The organism is Candidatus Bathyarchaeia archaeon, from assembly GCA_038873195.1.
Lineage (GTDB): Archaea > Thermoproteota > Bathyarchaeia > Bathyarchaeales > Bathycorpusculaceae > DSLH01.
Genome location: JAVZEV010000001.1, coordinates 529,594 through 545,255 on the forward strand (window position 1 = coordinate 529,594; position 15,662 = coordinate 545,255).

17 protein-coding genes are annotated in these 15,662 nt (G+C 43.4%); 11 read left to right on the plus strand and 6 right to left on the minus strand.

Translation table 11 applies throughout. The features are described from left to right. Nucleotides 1-6: 6 nt before the first annotated feature. A complete protein-coding gene (locus tag QXW63_03020) occupies nucleotides 7-1,197 on the minus strand; it encodes an MFS transporter (protein ID MEM3460868.1) in 1,191 nt (396 codons plus the stop codon). Between the two features lie 165 nt (nucleotides 1,198-1,362). On the opposite strand from QXW63_03020, the gene QXW63_03025 reads away from it, so the two are divergent. From QXW63_03025 to QXW63_03040, 4 genes are all read left to right on the plus strand, one after another. Continuing rightward, nucleotides 1,363-1,971, plus strand: a complete 609-nt coding sequence (locus QXW63_03025) for a DUF998 domain-containing protein (GenBank protein ID MEM3460869.1) — start codon at nucleotides 1,363-1,365, stop codon at nucleotides 1,969-1,971. Between the two features lie 28 nt (nucleotides 1,972-1,999). Beyond that, nucleotides 2,000-2,455 carry a hypothetical protein gene (locus tag QXW63_03030; protein MEM3460870.1) on the plus strand — a complete coding sequence of 152 codons (456 nt, stop codon included), beginning with the start codon at nucleotides 2,000-2,002 and terminating at the stop codon, nucleotides 2,453-2,455. A gap of 137 nt (nucleotides 2,456-2,592) precedes the next feature. Next, the gene (locus tag QXW63_03035; protein MEM3460871.1) at nucleotides 2,593-2,982 is read left to right on the plus strand and encodes a hypothetical protein; all 390 of its coding nucleotides are present in this window, start codon (nucleotides 2,593-2,595) and stop codon (nucleotides 2,980-2,982) included. A 33-nt stretch (nucleotides 2,983-3,015) separates the two neighbouring features. Continuing rightward, nucleotides 3,016-3,252, plus strand: a complete 237-nt coding sequence (locus tag QXW63_03040) for a hypothetical protein (GenBank protein MEM3460872.1) — start codon at nucleotides 3,016-3,018, stop codon at nucleotides 3,250-3,252. On the opposite strand, the gene QXW63_03045 is transcribed toward QXW63_03040, so the two are convergent. Beyond that, complete coding sequence (locus QXW63_03045; GenBank protein ID MEM3460873.1) at nucleotides 3,249-4,238, minus strand: radical SAM protein; 990 nt, start codon at nucleotides 4,236-4,238, stop codon at nucleotides 3,249-3,251. The two genes, QXW63_03040 and QXW63_03045, sit on opposite strands and share 4 nt — an antisense overlap. A gap of 63 nt (nucleotides 4,239-4,301) precedes the next feature. After that, a complete protein-coding gene (locus tag QXW63_03050; GenBank protein MEM3460874.1) occupies nucleotides 4,302-4,631 on the minus strand; it encodes a winged helix-turn-helix domain-containing protein in 330 nt (109 codons plus the stop codon). 137 nt (nucleotides 4,632-4,768) lie between these two features. On the opposite strand from QXW63_03050, the gene QXW63_03055 reads away from it, so the two are divergent. The 5 genes from QXW63_03055 to QXW63_03075 all read left to right on the plus strand — a co-directional run bounded on the left by QXW63_03055 (nucleotide 4,769) and on the right by QXW63_03075 (nucleotide 11,469). Next, nucleotides 4,769-5,791, plus strand: coding sequence for a radical SAM protein (locus QXW63_03055; protein MEM3460875.1), 1,023 nt, complete (start codon nucleotides 4,769-4,771; stop codon nucleotides 5,789-5,791). Next, complete coding sequence (locus tag QXW63_03060) at nucleotides 5,752-7,683, plus strand: DNA polymerase domain-containing protein (GenBank protein ID MEM3460876.1); 1,932 nt, start codon at nucleotides 5,752-5,754, stop codon at nucleotides 7,681-7,683. Before QXW63_03055 ends, QXW63_03060 begins: the two co-directional genes overlap by 40 nt. 66 nt (nucleotides 7,684-7,749) lie before the next feature. Then, entirely contained in the window at nucleotides 7,750-8,658 is a 909-nt protein-coding gene (locus QXW63_03065; GenBank protein ID MEM3460877.1) for a CoA-transferase, read from the plus strand. A gap of 20 nt (nucleotides 8,659-8,678) precedes the next feature. Then, a complete protein-coding gene (locus QXW63_03070; GenBank protein ID MEM3460878.1) occupies nucleotides 8,679-9,473 on the plus strand; it encodes a CoA-transferase in 795 nt (264 codons plus the stop codon). 28 nt (nucleotides 9,474-9,501) lie between these two features. Then, entirely contained in the window at nucleotides 9,502-11,469 is a 1,968-nt protein-coding gene (locus QXW63_03075) for an acetoacetate--CoA ligase (GenBank protein ID MEM3460879.1), read from the plus strand. 32 nt (nucleotides 11,470-11,501) lie between these two features. On the opposite strand, the gene aksA is transcribed toward QXW63_03075, so the two are convergent. Then, a complete protein-coding gene (gene aksA, locus QXW63_03080) occupies nucleotides 11,502-12,812 on the minus strand; it encodes a homoaconitate hydratase (protein ID MEM3460880.1) in 1,311 nt (436 codons plus the stop codon). A gap of 156 nt (nucleotides 12,813-12,968) precedes the next feature. On the opposite strand from aksA, the gene QXW63_03085 reads away from it, so the two are divergent. Both QXW63_03085 and QXW63_03090 read left to right on the plus strand, forming a co-directional pair. Further along, nucleotides 12,969-13,334: a DUF5518 domain-containing protein gene (locus QXW63_03085; GenBank protein MEM3460881.1), complete on the plus strand. Its 366-nt coding sequence runs from the start codon at nucleotides 12,969-12,971 to the stop codon at nucleotides 13,332-13,334. A 134-nt stretch (nucleotides 13,335-13,468) separates the two neighbouring features. Then, nucleotides 13,469-14,635 (plus strand): acyl-CoA dehydrogenase family protein, encoded by a 1,167-nt coding sequence (locus QXW63_03090; GenBank protein ID MEM3460882.1) that lies wholly within the window; start codon nucleotides 13,469-13,471, stop codon nucleotides 14,633-14,635. Here QXW63_03090 and QXW63_03095 read toward each other — a convergent pair. Both QXW63_03095 and QXW63_03100 read right to left on the minus strand, forming a co-directional pair. Continuing rightward, on the minus strand, nucleotides 14,629-15,066 hold the full coding sequence (locus tag QXW63_03095) for an OsmC family protein (GenBank protein MEM3460883.1): 438 nt from the start codon (nucleotides 15,064-15,066) through the stop codon (nucleotides 14,629-14,631). The two genes, QXW63_03090 and QXW63_03095, sit on opposite strands and share 7 nt — an antisense overlap. A gap of 147 nt (nucleotides 15,067-15,213) precedes the next feature. Further along, nucleotides 15,214-15,603 (minus strand): putative metallopeptidase, encoded by a 390-nt coding sequence (locus QXW63_03100; protein MEM3460884.1) that lies wholly within the window; start codon nucleotides 15,601-15,603, stop codon nucleotides 15,214-15,216. Nucleotides 15,604-15,662 lie beyond the last annotated feature (59 nt).

Here is a 15,662-nt window from a genome sequence, read left to right on the forward strand (position 1 = left end):
AACGCCTTATTCTGTGGATTGTTTAAAGTTGTTTCGTTGATGTTGCGGAAGTTTTAGAAATTGAAGTATGAAGACGCTGACAATCATGAAAACCACGCTGTAGGGAAATACAAACCATATTTCAGTGAGTACTATGAAGCCGGCTGCTAAGGTTGGCGCAACTGAAGCTAGCAAGCCTTCTGTTAGGAAGTAAACACTGTAGCTCATTCCTCTCTCTGTTTCGGGTGTCACATTTGCCACAATCGTGTTCATGGGCGACCAGATTGCGCTGCTGAAAAACGAGTAAAGAAGATAAGCGAGGACGATAAGGTAAGGCTCGAAAGCCACTGGCAACAGTATGAGCGAGAATGCGCTGCAGAGGATAGTTAAGCTGAGCGCTTTTTTTGCACCTAGTCTTTCGCCTAAGTAGCCGCCAATCAAAGAGCCAGCTATCCCAGCGAAAGGTCCTAAACTGAATATTAAGCTGGCAGTAGCATCAGGCAAGCCGCGGGTGTCCGTGAAGAACGTTGTCATGAATGTTGAGCTTCCAGTGGCTCCAATTTCTCTGACACCTATAACCAACAATAAAATAATGAACTCGGCTGAAAAGATTAGAGAAAGCCGCGTGAATCTATGATTCTTTTTCTCGTAACTTTCTCTTTTGGCTGGTTTAGTTCTCAAATATGGAGATTTCAAGATTATGAATCCCCAAAGTAGAATCGGAGCTGCCCAAAAAAGGTAGGTTATCCGCCAACTAAATGTTGTCAAGAAAACTGCAAGCGTAATGAGCCCTGCTACTGAGCCTAAACTTCCAAGAGCATTATGAAAGCCTACATATCTACTAATCTTTTCGGGTTTTGCAAGTCGACTAAGTTGACTGAGTCCAGAGATGTGATATATGGGTGAAGAGATTTTTAGTAAGGACACGCCAACTATCAGCGTCCAGAAATTGTTTGTTTGACTTACAAGAAAAGTTGAGAGCCCTTCTATTAGCATGCTGGCGGATAAAAGTTGGTTGGTAGTAAACTTGTCTGTTAAGAGCCCGGAGGGAAGGTTCATCAATAGTGTGAGAATGCTTGGAATTGTAGCAATCAGAGAAGCCTCAAGAAGGCTCAACTGAAATTCTCGTATAATCACTGGGATTAGGGCGACTTGCATAAGAAGATAGACTTCGATGAACATGTGCGTTATGCAGATAATCCACAGAGGTTTTTCCACGTCTTACTCGCCAAGCCATTGTTTAAGTTTCAAAAATAAACGTGATTAGAGATAAAAGCTTGACTTAGGCGTAAAGTTGCTGACACGATATGCTGCCTTCTTTCTTGAGTTTTCTAAGCAAAACAGAAATAGTTTAAAATATTCTGTATTGAAAGGTGCACTCTTATGAATTCAAGAAATGCCAGATTGCTAAAGATATCTGGAATAAGCGGCATAATCACGCCCATAGTTGCGTTTACTTTCATTTCACTCGCAATAACTTATTCTCCAAGTTTCGTTTGGACAGATAACGCGTTAAGCGATTTGGGCATTCAAGAAGGCATTACGGCTCCACTATTCAATTACGGACTTGTCATCAGCGGAATTCTCACGTTGGTCTTTGCATGCGGACTATTCGTTCTGCTGAGCAATAGGTTAATGGGGAAAGTCGGCGCTTTCATCTTCGTTCTTGACGCTTTGGCTTTAACCTTAATAGGCGTGTTCCCAGAGAACATCACTCCAACACATTACCAAGTTTCCGTAGCATTCTTTGCGCTTTATCCAATTTCCATGCTTGTCATCGGCACAAGTTTCTTACTTGAGAAACAAACAAAGACTGGCCTGTTCACTTTTCTAACAGCGGCAGTCGCAGCAACCGTTTGGATAACGTATTTCTCAACACGTTTCGTTTCGGGCGTTGCCATTCCCGAAGCAGTTTCCGCGCTTGCTGCGTCAGCTTGGGCAATAGTGCTTGGATATAAAATGTTGAGAGAAACTGCCCGCCAAAGCAAATAATGTTGCAGCGCAGAGTTCGTGAAAAGAAATGGCATATAAAAACAACAAGAACAGAAAAACCAGCGAAGAAGGGTCAAGTATTGAAGAATTAAGCAGAAAACTTGACCTAATAATGAAGAGGCTTGAAACTCTCGAAGCTTTCATAGTTAACAATCCAGAATACGCGGGTTTAGCTCCTTATCTTCGAATAAGCCGCTTGGGCGTGGGCTTGTATGGTGAACCTTTAGAAATTGCGAAACGATTGAAAACTGCAGAAAGATATCTACGTAAAACATGGATTGCCCAAGACGACATTTCAAGATGCATCATTCAAGCGCTTGCTCTGCATGAAAAACTCAACGTATCAGCAATAACGCGGCAAGTCCAACGCATGCGTGGAAAAGCATCACGGCGAATAATCAGAAGTAGACTCAAGCGCTTGGAGAAAGAGGGCATAGTCAAACGTGTCAGCGGATACGGAAACACTTACGAACTCGCAGAGTGACCGAGCCGCTGGTCACTTTTTCCCATAATATATAACAAGGATGACCAGACTCTACATGTAAATTGGTGATACAAACATGTTTCAAACTTCCAAAAAAATCAACGCAAACAGTATTCAAGCAGAGGGGGTGAAATTGAATGAGTGAAGAAAAAGAAAAGAAAAAAGAGAGAGAAGACGTTGAAGAGCTGAGAGAAGTTCTAAGTGTTGTTTCAAAAGAAGTTCCAAGCCTGATAAAGGGGATTGTTGCGAGCGTGTTTTCCGAAGAAACGGGAAGAGACATGGGAAAAGCAGCTGCAGCCTTCTACAAAGAATTGAAAGAAGCAGGCATGCCGGAAGAAACAGCGGTTAAAATGACGGAGAACTACGTTTCAGTGTTCACAAGCCTCAGCGAAATAATGAAACGGTCTGTAGGTAAAGGAAAACCGGAAAGTGGCGAAGAGATAGGCGAGGAAATTTCAAGGAAGATTCGTGAAAAATTGGCTGAAAAGCGCAGGGAAAGAGAAGAAGAGGAAGAAGACGAAGACTAAAGTGAAAGTGGCTTAATTGCGAGAGAAACAAACATGAAAGCAAGCAGTATAGCAGTAAGTTTTCTCTACATGATTCGCCTCCTTACAAGCCTCTTCTTCCTATGGCTTACGTTAGGCTGGAAAGTGCGCAAAGCAAGAAAAGCCTTCGAAAAACAGCTAATCCGCCAAGGAATGGCGAAAAAAGACGCAAAAAGACTAAGCGCTTTCTATTCAAAACTTAAAGACAACATTATGACTACAATGAAAGGTTCAATGTTCAGAAACCGCTAAGCCTTAATGTCTGAATAAATTTGAGAACAACAAAGCGAAGAAAACACAGGTTCGTAACCCAACTTTTCGGCGAATCGTATCGCCTCTTCCGCGGGAAAGGCTATGGCGTCTACTCCAGCTTTTATGGCTAGAACATCCGTTTTCGCACGGTGCGCGCCTTTCGGTCTCATACAGCCCAGAACCAAAGGCGTTTCTGGAAACATCAACCTTGCAGTTAGTGTGACCTTTGCGATGTCTGCGGGTTCTGGCGGGTTTACTTTTTCCATTTTTGTTCCATGTATTGGCATGAACGCGATTATGACTAATGCGGAAGACTTGTAATTGGATATCATCTTTAAAGCGTGAAGTTCACCTTTCAACTCTCCATAATGAAGCCCAACAATCACGTGAGGCACGAAGACAATTCGCGCGTCATGTAACGCCTTTAATGAGTTTTCGTAATCCTCAACTGTCACGTTTAGGTTGTAGATTTCTTTTATTGTTTCGTCAGAGCCGATTATGTCGATAAGGGCGGCGTCCACTTTGGCGTCTTTCAGTTTTTTAGCTGTATCAAAGTTTATTATGCCTGTGTGAACAAAGACCGTCATGTCTAATTCACGTTTAATCTTTCCAATGGCGTCCACGAAATGTTCCAATGGCACAGAACCGTCTGGTAGGCATCCTCCGCTTATTAGGCAGCCTAAAGCGCCTTCATTTTTGAGCTTAACGCACAATTCAAACAGTTTTTCAGGCGTGTTAGCTGGATACATGGTTTCTAGAACTATTCCGCCGCAATGCTTACATTTTAATGCGCAGCCTTTTCCTGTCACGGAGATTGTTGGAAAGTCTTTCGGCGAAGAACAGTAATAGCTTGTCTTGTAATACATGAAGCTTGGCGCATAAAGGCGAATTTTTCTGTGCCTAGAGAAGAGGGTAGGCGTGTCTAACAGTTTCACAAGTTCGCTCTCATTCATTTGCCAAACAGTTTCAGGTGAAAGCGGAGTCATTAATCTTCTTTTAAGAAACCCTTCACTGCCTGCTTAATAGTTTTCGTTTTTTTCTCGCCGATTCTATTTTTCTTCGTTTTCAACCTGTTTTGAAAGTGTTGGAACGACTTGCAAAGCCTCGTCCATCACTTTAATGGCGCTTGTTACTTTTTCGAGGTATTTTTGGAAGCTGAGGGTTTTGAAAACGGTTGCGCCTCTTTCTGTGATTGCATACAGTGTTTTTGTGCCGGAAATGCGCTCTTGGACGAGTCCGTATTTGATTAGAGAGTTTAGACGCTGTTCGACAATGGTGCAGTCCATGTTGGTTTCGTAGGCTATGCTGTCGATGGTTAGGGGCTTCTTTATTATTGCGCCTAGAATATCCTCGTAGGTTTCAAGTTTTGATTTTCGCATCTGCATACGCCACTGTCCTTGTTTTATGCGGTTTGGATAAATCATTTGTGAATTCAAAATCTTTAGCAAAAAAACAATTGTAACAGATATTAAGCCAAGCCGTGCCTATTTAATTTCGTAAAAGGGCGTGTAAACGAGTGACTGCCGCTGATGATCTGCCAAGGCGAATTCGTGTTTCGTTAGGTTCAGCCATTGTTCTCGGGCTTTTGAAGGGTAAGCTTGACGCTGCGCCAACAACCATTTATTTAATGACGTATCGAAAGGATAAATGCAGTGCAAATTGCAGTTTTTGTCCGCAAGCTCGAGAAAGCCATGGTAGAGCAGACATGCTTTCTAGAGTTTCATGGCCTATTTTCTTAACTGGAAAAGTGCTTGATGGAATCGAGAGTGCCGTCGAAAGTGGCAAGGTCAAACGTGTTTGCGTCCAAGCCTTGAATTATCCACGCGTCTTTAATGATTTGGTAGCCATTGTAAAAGCGATACGTCGAAGAGTTAATGTTTCGATTTCAATTTCTTGTCAGCCTCTTAACAGTGACAACTTGAGGCGGTTAGCTGAGGCGGGTGTAGAAAGGATAGGGATTCCATTAGACGCTGCCACAGAGCAATTGTTTAACAAGGTTAAAGGAACGGGTGCTGGAGGACCTTACAATTGGAAACGACAGTTTGACTTGTTGAATGAGGCGGTTAATGTTTTTGGAAAGGGTAAGGTTAGCACACACTTGATTGTTGGGCTGGGAGAAAAAGAAAAGGAAATGGTTCAAGCCATTCAAACATGCGTGGACATGGGTGTTTTGCCGGCGCTTTTTGCTTTTACGCCGATAAGCGGAACGGCTTTGGAAAACAAAGCTCAACCGCCAATTGAGAGATACAGGCGAATCCAAATTGCTAGGCATTTAATAGTTCATGGGATAGCCAGATACGGGAATATGCGTTTTGATGAAGAAGGAAACATACAAGGTTTCGGTGTGGATGAGAAGGTGTTGTGGCAGATTGCCCAAACAGGCGAACCTTTCCTTACTTCTGGATGTCCAAGCTGTAACCGTCCCTATTATAACGAGAAGCCAAGCGGTCCCATGTTCAATTATCCTAAGGACTTAACGGAAGAAGAACTTGTCACTGTTTGGAAACAGTTAGGCTTACATGGGGCACAAAAGTATTGAACTCTTTTTATCTTCTCGACGCGACAGTGACGGAGACAAACGCGGTAAAGCTGAAGTTTCTTGATGCCTATGGAAAAATCAAGGAAGTCGTAGATGACAAATATAAACCATATTTCTTCATACCTTATCCGCCAACAAACGAAGATTTGGAAGTCATCAGATATTTTAGCGGCAACCTCCAAACTGCAGAAAAAATAGAACTTTTCAGTGGCGAAAAGAAGATTTTTGGGAAAGTTTTTTGGCTGAATCCGAAGATTGCCCTGAAAGCGGTTGGACGAATGCGGCAGGTTTGGGAGGGCGAAATTGAATTTTCAAGGTCGTATGTTTATGATAATGGTTTGGTTTTTGGAGCCCTTCATTCCGAAGAGCCGTTGAGGCTGTTTTTGGAAGTTTCCGCTGAAGCGAAGGAAAAGTTTGAGAAAATTTTCAGCGAAGTCAGAGCGAAAGATCCTTTGAAGTATGCGCAGATTTTCTATTGGTACACGCTTCTTTCTCAATCAATCCCGCACCTAAGCCCAGAGATTTTAGGCGTTAAGGAGATAGACCAAGAGAGGGTTTATTCTGCGTGGATGCTTTCTAGAATAGCGAATATTCCCTTGAATGAAGCGTTAACCAGTAGACGCGTTAGCGATTGGATAAAATCCATAATTTATACGCACTTGAGAAAGAACGGCATCCTCATTCCCACTTCGGAAGAGCTTAGACGTGGAAAGCCCACGCACAGAGTTATTGGAGCATTAACTGTTTCGCCTACGCCCGGCGTTTACTTTAACACTGTTGTCTGCGATTTTGAGAGTCTATATCCCAGCTGTATTGACAGTTTCAATTTGTCCTACGAGACAGTGGATTGCGCACACACAGAATGCAGAGGTAACAAGATTTCAGAAGTTGACTATTACGTGTGCACTAAACGGAGAGGTTTTTATTCTGTTCTCTTTGGCGCTTTAAAGGACTTGCGAATAAAACTGTTCAAGCCAGCCGCCAAGGACGCTTCATTGCCTGAAGAAGAGCGGAAAATGGCAAGCGTAGCAGCGAAGCTGTTGAAGCTTATTTTGGTTTCCAGTTACGGTGTAACCGTTCGCATTCACGGTGTTGCTTGTCCGCCGCTTGCTGATGCAATAACTGGATACAGTCGCTACTCGCTTAGGGAAACTTGGAAAATGGCAGAAGAAAAGGGTTTGAGACCGCTTTACGGCGACACAGACAGCATCTTCTTGGATAACGCGTCAAACGAGCAAGTGGAATGGCTAATCAAAAAAGTAAAAGAAAGATTCAATTTGGATTTGGCTGTGGAAAAACGCTATAACCTATGCGTTTTGCCTAAAGCAAAAAAAGCCTATTTCGGAATCTTGCCAGACGGAACGCCGGATATTAAAGGAGTCACTCCCATAAAGTCTAACGCTCCAAAGTTCATCAACATGGTTTTTCAACAATGCGTTAAGGCGCTTTCAACAGTTAAGAATCTTGAGGATTTTGAGCAAGCAAAGAAAGTGATTAAAGATATTGTTAAAAAGGCTGTTGATGATTTGAGGAGTAGACGGGTTACATTGGAAGATTTGGTTTATACGGTGAGGCTTTATTTTGACCCTAACGAGAAAGTTGCGGAGATGAAAACTGCCGCGCAGCAATACCAATGTGCACTGCAGCTGATAGATTCTGGCAAGAAACTTGAAAGGTGGGACACAGTTTCGTTTGTAAAAGTGAAATCATTCAATTATAAAGGAAGAAACTTCACTGTAAAACCGGCTGAGTTTGTGAAAAGCTTAAATGAAATAAACGTTGAAGATTACATTCGAAACTTGCTAACTGCTCTGAATCAAACTTTTCATCCGATGGGCATCAAATTGGAAACAGAAAAGGAAACGGAAATCTCAAAATGGCTGGGTTTTTAGTCGAAAAATCTATGTGTAGGATAAGGTTAATGCTTTTCTAAAACCGATATAGGTGAGAAAGATTTGGTGGAAGCAGCCGCAGAAGACAAACGAATAACTCTGAAGGAAGCAGTAAAGCTTGTTCCAGACGGCGCGCATTTGTTCTGGGGAGGCTTCGGCTTTCAACGTCCTCCCATGGCTTTTGCACATGAACTTGTGAGACAGAAAAAGCGCAACCTTACAATCTACACTTGCGGTTCCGAAATGGACATTGACATACTCTCTGGCGCCTACGTGGTTTCACACTTTGAACTAGCATTTTTTGCCATTGAAGGCATAGGTTTAGCACCAAATATTCAGCGAAGAGTCCGCGAAGGCGCAATTCAAATTGAAGATTACACAAATTTGGCTATGGCTCTGCGTTTCTTTGGCGGAGCATTAGGCGTTCCCTTCATGCCTTTGAAAAGCATGTTAGGCACAGATTTGCTTGCAAAAAAGAGATTTAGACCCAAAAAGGCAGAAGTAATCACTTGCCCCTTCACTGGCGAGAAAGTCGTGTTGGTTCCTTCCGTCCATCCAGACTTCAGCATAGTCCATGTTTCACGTGTTGACCGTGAAGGCAATGCTCAGATAGACGGCATAAAAGGCGAAGACATAGAAGGCGCAAGAGCCGGCAAAAAACTAATTGTTATGGCTGAAGAAATCGTTGACACAGAATTTATCCGCTCTCAACCAGACCAAACAGTCATACCAAACATTTACGTTACGCATGTTGTTGAATGTCCATGGGGCTCGTATCCAATGATGGTTTACAATTATTACGATTACGACATGGAGCACATCCGCATGTACTACGAGCAATGCAAAACAGAAGAAGGCTGGCAAAAATACTGCAATGAATACATAACAAGCGTAGACGACCATAAGGAATTCCTAAGAAAAATCGGAAACGAAAAACTACAAAAACTCAAAGCCAAAAGACCGCTTCCATACTAGAAAAAAGGAGAGAGAACAAAATGAAGAAAAAATACGCAAAACTCGGCGAATTCACAACGTTAGAGCTCATGGCTGTTTGCGGAGCAAGAGCAATAAAAAACGGCGAAGTCGTCTTCATAGGCACCGGACTGCCAATGATAGCTGCAATGCTAGCAAAACGGACACACGCGCCAAACGCAAAAATAGTTTACGAAGCCGGATTCATCGACTCAAACGCCATAGACATCGCACTATCAATAGCTGACTCAAGACTAGGCTACCGCGCATCAGGCGCAATCGGATTAATCGAAACATTAGGCTTAATGCTACAAGGCGGACACGTGGATGTTGGTTTCGTAGGCGCAGCACAAATCGACGAATACGGAAACATAAACACCACATACATAGGACCATTCGAAAAACCAAACGTTAGACTACCAGGCAGCGGCGGAGGAAACGACATAGTCTCATCAGCCAAACGCATAGTAATCATAATGACGCATGAAAAAAGAAAAATGGTGAAAAAACTCGATTACATGACAAGCCCAGGCTTCATAAACGGACCAGGCGCCAGAGAAAAAGCTGGATTACGCGGTGGCGGTCCATCGCTTGTTGTTACTAATCTTTGTCAGATGGACTTTGACCCGCAGACTAAAAGAGTCAGATTGGCTGCGGTTCATCCAGGCGTTTCAGTGAAACAAGTGCTGGAAAACAGCGGCTTCGACTTAATAGTGCCAAAAGAAGTGCCGACAACGGAACTGCCAACTTATGAAGAGCTTAAGCTTCTTAGGGAAATAGACCCTCAAGGCATTTACATACCGAGAAATAAAGCTTAGTTGAGTTTTTGCTGCATGGGATAGGACTATGGGAAAACTGCTTTGGAAACCTTCTGCGGAACGCATAGAAAAGGCGAATATGACCAAGTTTATTGATTTCGTTAACAAGAAGTACTCTTTGAAGATAAGTTCTTACTTTCAACTTTACAACTGGTCAATCGAGAACATACCAGATTTTTGGGCCGCCATGTGGGAGTTCGGTAAGGTCATATGTTCACGCAAATACGAAAAAGTCGTTGACGACTTAAACAAGTTTCCTGGAGCAAAATGGTTTGTTGGAGCAAGGCTGAATTTTGCGGAAAACCTTCTAAGATACAGAGACAACCACACTGCTTTCATATTCAAGGGCGAAAACGGGAAAACAGCTAAAATAACCTATGCAGAATTATACAATAAAGTTGCTCGTCTTGCCAAATCACTACGAGAGATAGGCGTTGCTCCGGAAGACCGCGTGGTTGCCTACATGCCAAATTTAATCGAAACAGCTACTGCAATGCTTGCTGCAACAAGCGTCGGTGCAGTGTGGGCTTCATGTGGTGCAGAGTTAGGCGCCTCAGCAGTGCTGGACCGTTTGGGTCAAATTGCGCCTAAGGTTTTGTTTACGGCTGATGGGTACTGGTATAAAGGAAAAACCTTCAGCATTTTGGCTAATGTGGAAAAAATCGCTGGGCAGATTCCTTCGCTAGAAAAGGTTGTTGTTGCCTCGTTCACGGAAGATAAGCCAGACATCAGCAGCATTCCTCACTCTGCATATTACGAGGACTTCTTGTCGAAGGAGAAGCGTCCAGAAATTAGGTTTGAGCAGTTGCCTTCTGACCATCCCGTGTACATTATGTTTTCTTCTGGAACAACTGGCAAGCCAAAATGTATGGTGCAAGGAGCAGGCGGAATCCTCATTAACCATTTAAAAGAGCTTATGCTTCACACAGATTTGAAACGTGAAGACATAATCATGTATATTACAAGTTGTAGTTGGATGATGTGGAACTGGCTTTTGAGCTCTTTAGCTGTGGGAGCCACCATAGTTTTGTATGACGGGAACCCCTGCTATCCAAACGCTGATGCCATGTGGCGGTTAGTTCAAGATGAGCAGATAACCATTTTTGGCTGCAGCGCAAGCTACATAAACTTTCTAAGAAGCCAAAACGTTCAGCCATGCAAAAACTATGATTTGTCTTCGCTTCGGGAAATTTCCCAGACTGGCTCGCCATTGTCAGCAGAAGGGTTCGAGTACGTTTACGAAGCAATCAAAAAGGATTTGCATTTTAATTCGATAGCCGGCGGCACAGACATCAACGGTTGTTTCACAGCTGGAAGCCCAACCCTTCCAGTATACGCTGGTGAACTGCAAGCTCCAGCGTTAGGGATGAAAATTAAGGCTTATGACGAAAAGGGCAATGCCGTGGTTGATAAGCAGGGGGAGCTTGTTTGCGAAGCACCAGCGCCTTCAATGCCGCTTTATTTCTGGAACGACCCAACCAACGAGAAGTATCTGGATGCATACTTCAGATTTTATCCGAATAAGAACGTGTGGCGGCACGGTGACTTCATAATCATCCACGGCGACACGGGCGGCGTAACTCACTGCGGACGCTCTGATGCTGTTTTAAAGCCTTCTGGAGTGCGCATAGGTACGGCTGAAATTTATAACATAGTGGAGAAACTGCCAGAAATCGCTGACAGTCTAGCCGTGGGGCAGGAATGGAAGGGAGACCAGCGCATAATCCTATTCGTTAAAATTGCCCCGGGATATCGCCTAACAGAGGCTTTGAAAGATAAGATTAAGAAAAGCCTGCGGGAAAATGCTTCTCCACGACACGTGCCAGCTTTAATAATTGAAGCGCCAGACATTCCTTACACTTTTAACATGAAAAAAGTTGAGATTGCCGTTTGGAACATAATTCATGGCAAGCCTGTCATAAATCGAGAGGCTTTGGTTAATCCGGAATCTCTTGATTATTTTGAGAAGATTCTTCCGGAGCTTCAGAAAGAATAGTTCAACGATTGCAAGGCAACAAGCTAAAGGCGTCAAGTGGGTGTTGGAAGTTTAGGTTTTTGTTTCGTGATTTGCTCTGTGATTCTCCAGAATTCCTCTTCCGTTAACCCTTTTCTTAGTTCTCGCATTAATTTTTTGATTTGGTAAAACGTCATTTGCGCTCCGCCCTTGTCCATGCTTTCTTGCATTGTTCTTACTCGTCTTACTATCTCGTCTATTTGCCATGGTGTTGCTTTAATTCCCGCGGATGCCAAACGGCTTTCTACTGTTTGTCTTCCGGTTTGTCTACCGAAAAAGAATGTTATTCCTCTCTCGATGATTTCTGGCGGGAAGGGTTCGTATATGAGCGGATGAGCAAGCATGCCGTGTATGTGTTCGTCGACTTCGTATGAGAATGCGTTGTCACCTACTATTGGCTTGTGATATTGTATTGGCAATGCGAAGCTTTTTTCGGCTAACTGCGAGAGTCTGTAAAGTTTTTTCATGTCCACGCCCGTGTCTATGTCGTAGAGCAGTTCTAATGCGGCAACTACTTCTTCGAATGGTGCGACTCCGGCTCTTTCTCCAAACCCTGCAATGCACGTGTGAACGTATGCTATGCCTTCCTCAACTGCTGCTAGGGTGTTTGCTGTGGCTAAGCCGAAGTCGTTGTGGCAGTGAATGGAAAGTGGGATTTCCTTCTTGGTTTTTTGTAGAAGTTCCTCTCTTATGTGCGAAATCAGATAGCGCATTGATAGGGGTCTTAGAAAGCCCACAGTGTCAGCTATTACTAGGCGGCTTGCTCCTGCTTTTATTGCGGTTTCGAAGATTTGTATAATCTCTTCTATTGGTGTTCTTGTTGCGTCTTCTAAAACAAAGTTTACGGTTGCGCCGTGTTTTTTTGCGTATTCTATTGATTCGCTAGTTTTCTGTAGCACTTGTTCTTTTGTCATTTTTAGTCTGTATTGAAGGTTCAGCCCGTTGAAAGGCGTGAATATCATAAGCTCTCTTATTCCGCATTCTAGGCAAGCGTCTATGTCGCTTTTTATTATGCGTGCAGATGCTGCGAGGCGTGCTTGTTGGAAGCTTTCGTTTGCGATTTTTCTAACGTCGCCTTTTTCTTCTTCAGAGATTGCGGGAAACCCAACGGTTATAAGGGCTACGCCCATTTCATCCAGCATTTTGGCGAGTTTAACCTTTTCAACGTATGTTAGATATACTGTGGGTGTTTGGACGCCTTCTCTCAGGGTTTCGTCCCAGATGAAGACTCTTTCTGGAAGTTTCGGAGGCAGGTTTTTTCTGTAATGGTTGTAGTTTGCTATTAGTCCTTGCGCTTCAAGTTTTTTGAATATTGTCTTTCTCATCCAACGCACATTCCGACAAATTAGAGTGAAGTGTATTTTGTTATTTCACGTGCATTTATATAAGAATTATAGAGCATTTACGGCGTGCGGTCTGCGCTGAAATCATGCAAAGTGTTTTATTCATGTAAAATACCATATGCGCTTGGAGATTTGGCTTTGGGAAATAATTCTGGTAGTTTGTGGCTTGGAGCTTTTGCAGGCTTTGTGGTCATCGTTGCTATTGGGTGGGCGCTTCCGATAATTGGTCATTTTATTGGCGGATTAGTTGCTGGGCTGATAGCTAAGGGCGTGTGGAAAGGTGTTTTGGCTGGTTTCCTCGCTGGAATTTTGGGAGGGCTCATAATTGCTGTGCTTATAGCTATTGGATTGGTTGCTTTAGGCGGGCTTTTGGGCGGATTGCTTGGTGGGTTTATAGGCTTCTTGTTAGGGTTGCTTGTGGCGGTTGCAGCGGTTATTCTCGGCATTTTTGGAGCGATAATAGCTGCTATTGGTGGACTTATAGGCGGAGCATTAGCAGGATAAAGCGCACGCAAACTTTCTCTTTTTTCTGTTGTAATCAACTGCTTCGTTATTTCTTGCGATTTTTTGGCGAAAGTTTAAAATTAGATGGAAGCTTTTAGCCAATACTTAACAGCGAATTTGGGTGAGGGATGACTTTGAATTTTGACTTAACAGCCGAGCAGAAAATGATTGTTGAAGCAGCATGCGATATTGCGCGGGATTTTGGTCCTGAATATTGGCGTGAGAAGGACAAGAAGCACGAGTTTCCAGAGGATTTCTGGAAGAGTTTAGTTGAAGCGGGCTTTCCGGGCATTGTGATTCCTGAAAAGTATGGTGGCGGTGGCATGGGCATGTTTGAGATGATTTTGGCTATGGAAACTTTGGCTTCTGAAGGTTGCGGGTTAGCTGGTGAATGGTTTTTGTGTTTAAGCTCTGTTTTCGGTGGTTTATCAATAGTTAAACATGGTAATGAGGCGCAGAAGCAGAAGTATTTGCCGCAAATTGCTAAAGGAATGGAGTTTTGTTTGGCTTTAACGGAGCCTGATGCTGGAACGAACACTTTGAACATTAGCACCACAGCCAAACTTGAAGGGGAAGAATACGTGGTTAATGGTCAGAAAATGTTTATTTCTGGTGCTGACAGAGCTAAGGGAATGTTGCTTGTGACGAGAACCACGCCTGTGGACAAGGTTGCCAAGCGCACTTTGGGTTTAAGCCTTTTTGTTGTGGATTTGCCTAATCCTGCTGTGGAGATTATCCCGATAGAGAAGCATGGAATTAACTATTCGAAGACTTTTGAAATGTATATTAGTGACCTTAGAGTGTCTAAGGATTGTCTTTTAGGCGAGGTGGATAAGGGGTGGTATTTTGTTTTGGACACGCTTAATCCGGAGAGGATGAGTTTTTCTGCTGCTGCTTGCGGTATTGGGCTTTTGGCGATTAAGAAAGCGGTTGATTACGCGAAAGAGCGTAAAGTTTTTGACGCGCCTATTGGTTCGCATCAGGCTGTTCAGTTTCCGCTTGCTGATGCTAAGGCAAAGATTGAAGCGGCGCGTTTGCTGAATTATAAGGCGGCTTGGCTTTATGATAAGGGACAAGAATGCGGCGCTGAGGCGAACATGGCTAAGGTTGCTGCTGTAGATGCGGGAATTAGTGCTGTTTATCATGCGATGCAGACTTTTGGCGGTTATGGCTATGCGGTGGAGTACGATGTTGAGCGGTGGTGGCGTGAAGTAAACTTGATACGCTTAGCGCCTGTCACGCATCAGATGGCTTTAGCATTTATTGGACAGCACGTGTTAGGCTTGCCGAAGTCCTATTGAAAGGTTAGCTTAAACGTTATTGGGACTTTTTCTCCCCACGACTGCCTAAGCGGACATACTTTCTCAGCCATTTTAAAGACTGTATTCGCTTTTTTGCGGTTCCACTCGTCATCCTTTTCCAGCTTAACTGTCATGTCAAAGTGAACGTGCGTGAAGATGAGCTTTTCAAGACCTTCAACGTTCATTTTCACAGTTGTTTTTGTTTCCAGATTTTTCAGAGCTAACTGAGAGTTTTTGGCGATTAATAGGAAAATCGTGTTCATGCATGAGGCTAATGAAGCAGCAAAGATTTCTTCTGGAACACAGTAGCCTTGTTTTCCGCCGAATTCTGGTGGAGGACTAACCGTGACAATGTGTTTGCCTCTTATTGACAAGTCGCATTCTGTCCCGCTCTTCCACTTGGCTGTTCCTTCAAAAGTAAACTCAGGCATAAAATAGTCTTTATCGCCTGTTGCCTTAAAATTTTTCCTCTTGCATTCTAATCCATAATTCAACCTATATAAGGGAGGGGTATAGCTGCGCAGAGCACAAAAGATACGTTACATATCAGAGAAAAAATTTTGCTTTTCCAGCAGAATCTACTCTTTCGTGTTCCTCTGCTTCACCAACAACTTATGCAGTCGTTCCACTTCTGCCCTTTCAACAAAACCCTTATGCGGACGAAAACCCCCAGAAAACCCCTTCGGAATATGCAACAACTCATGAATAATAACCTTCTCCTTCTCCACATCACTAAGCCTATCAAACCGCTCAGAAACAACCTCAATCACATACATCGCAGGCTTACCCAACACTTCTTGCCAAATCCTACTCAACCCATGAATACGCGCAACAACACGCTTACTCTCCGAACCAAAACTCCGATAACAAAACACAAACTGCGGCACAACATGGAACAAACCCAACCGCTCAACAATCTCATCAACCAATCGCTTAACATCCAAAGCCTCAACATAACGCAACCGCAAACCAAACGCCCTCCCACAAACTTCCAGAAACACCAACTATTCACAAAACCCAAATAAAA

Bases quoted from the DNA above. Each gene is read 5' to 3' on its own strand.
- QXW63_03025 (MEM3460869.1), top strand. From the start codon at position 1,363: ATGAATTCAAGAAATGCCAGATTGCTAAAGATATCTGGAATAAGCGGC.
- QXW63_03030 (MEM3460870.1), top strand. From the start codon at position 2,000: ATGGCATATAAAAACAACAAGAACAGAAAAACCAGCGAAGAAGGGTCA.
- QXW63_03035 (MEM3460871.1), top strand. From the start codon at position 2,593: ATGAGTGAAGAAAAAGAAAAGAAAAAAGAGAGAGAAGACGTTGAAGAG.
- QXW63_03040 (MEM3460872.1), top strand. From the start codon at position 3,016: ATGAAAGCAAGCAGTATAGCAGTAAGTTTTCTCTACATGATTCGCCTC.
- QXW63_03045 (MEM3460873.1), bottom strand. From the start codon at position 4,238: ATGACTCCGCTTTCACCTGAAACTGTTTGGCAAATGAATGAGAGCGAA.
- QXW63_03050 (MEM3460874.1), bottom strand. From the start codon at position 4,631: ATGCGAAAATCAAAACTTGAAACCTACGAGGATATTCTAGGCGCAATA.
- QXW63_03070 (MEM3460878.1), top strand. From the start codon at position 8,679: ATGAAGAAAAAATACGCAAAACTCGGCGAATTCACAACGTTAGAGCTC.
- QXW63_03075 (MEM3460879.1), top strand. From the start codon at position 9,502: ATGGGAAAACTGCTTTGGAAACCTTCTGCGGAACGCATAGAAAAGGCG.
- aksA (MEM3460880.1), bottom strand. From the start codon at position 12,812: ATGAGAAAGACAATATTCAAAAAACTTGAAGCGCAAGGACTAATAGCA.
- QXW63_03095 (MEM3460883.1), bottom strand. From the start codon at position 15,066: ATGCCTGAGTTTACTTTTGAAGGAACAGCCAAGTGGAAGAGCGGGACA.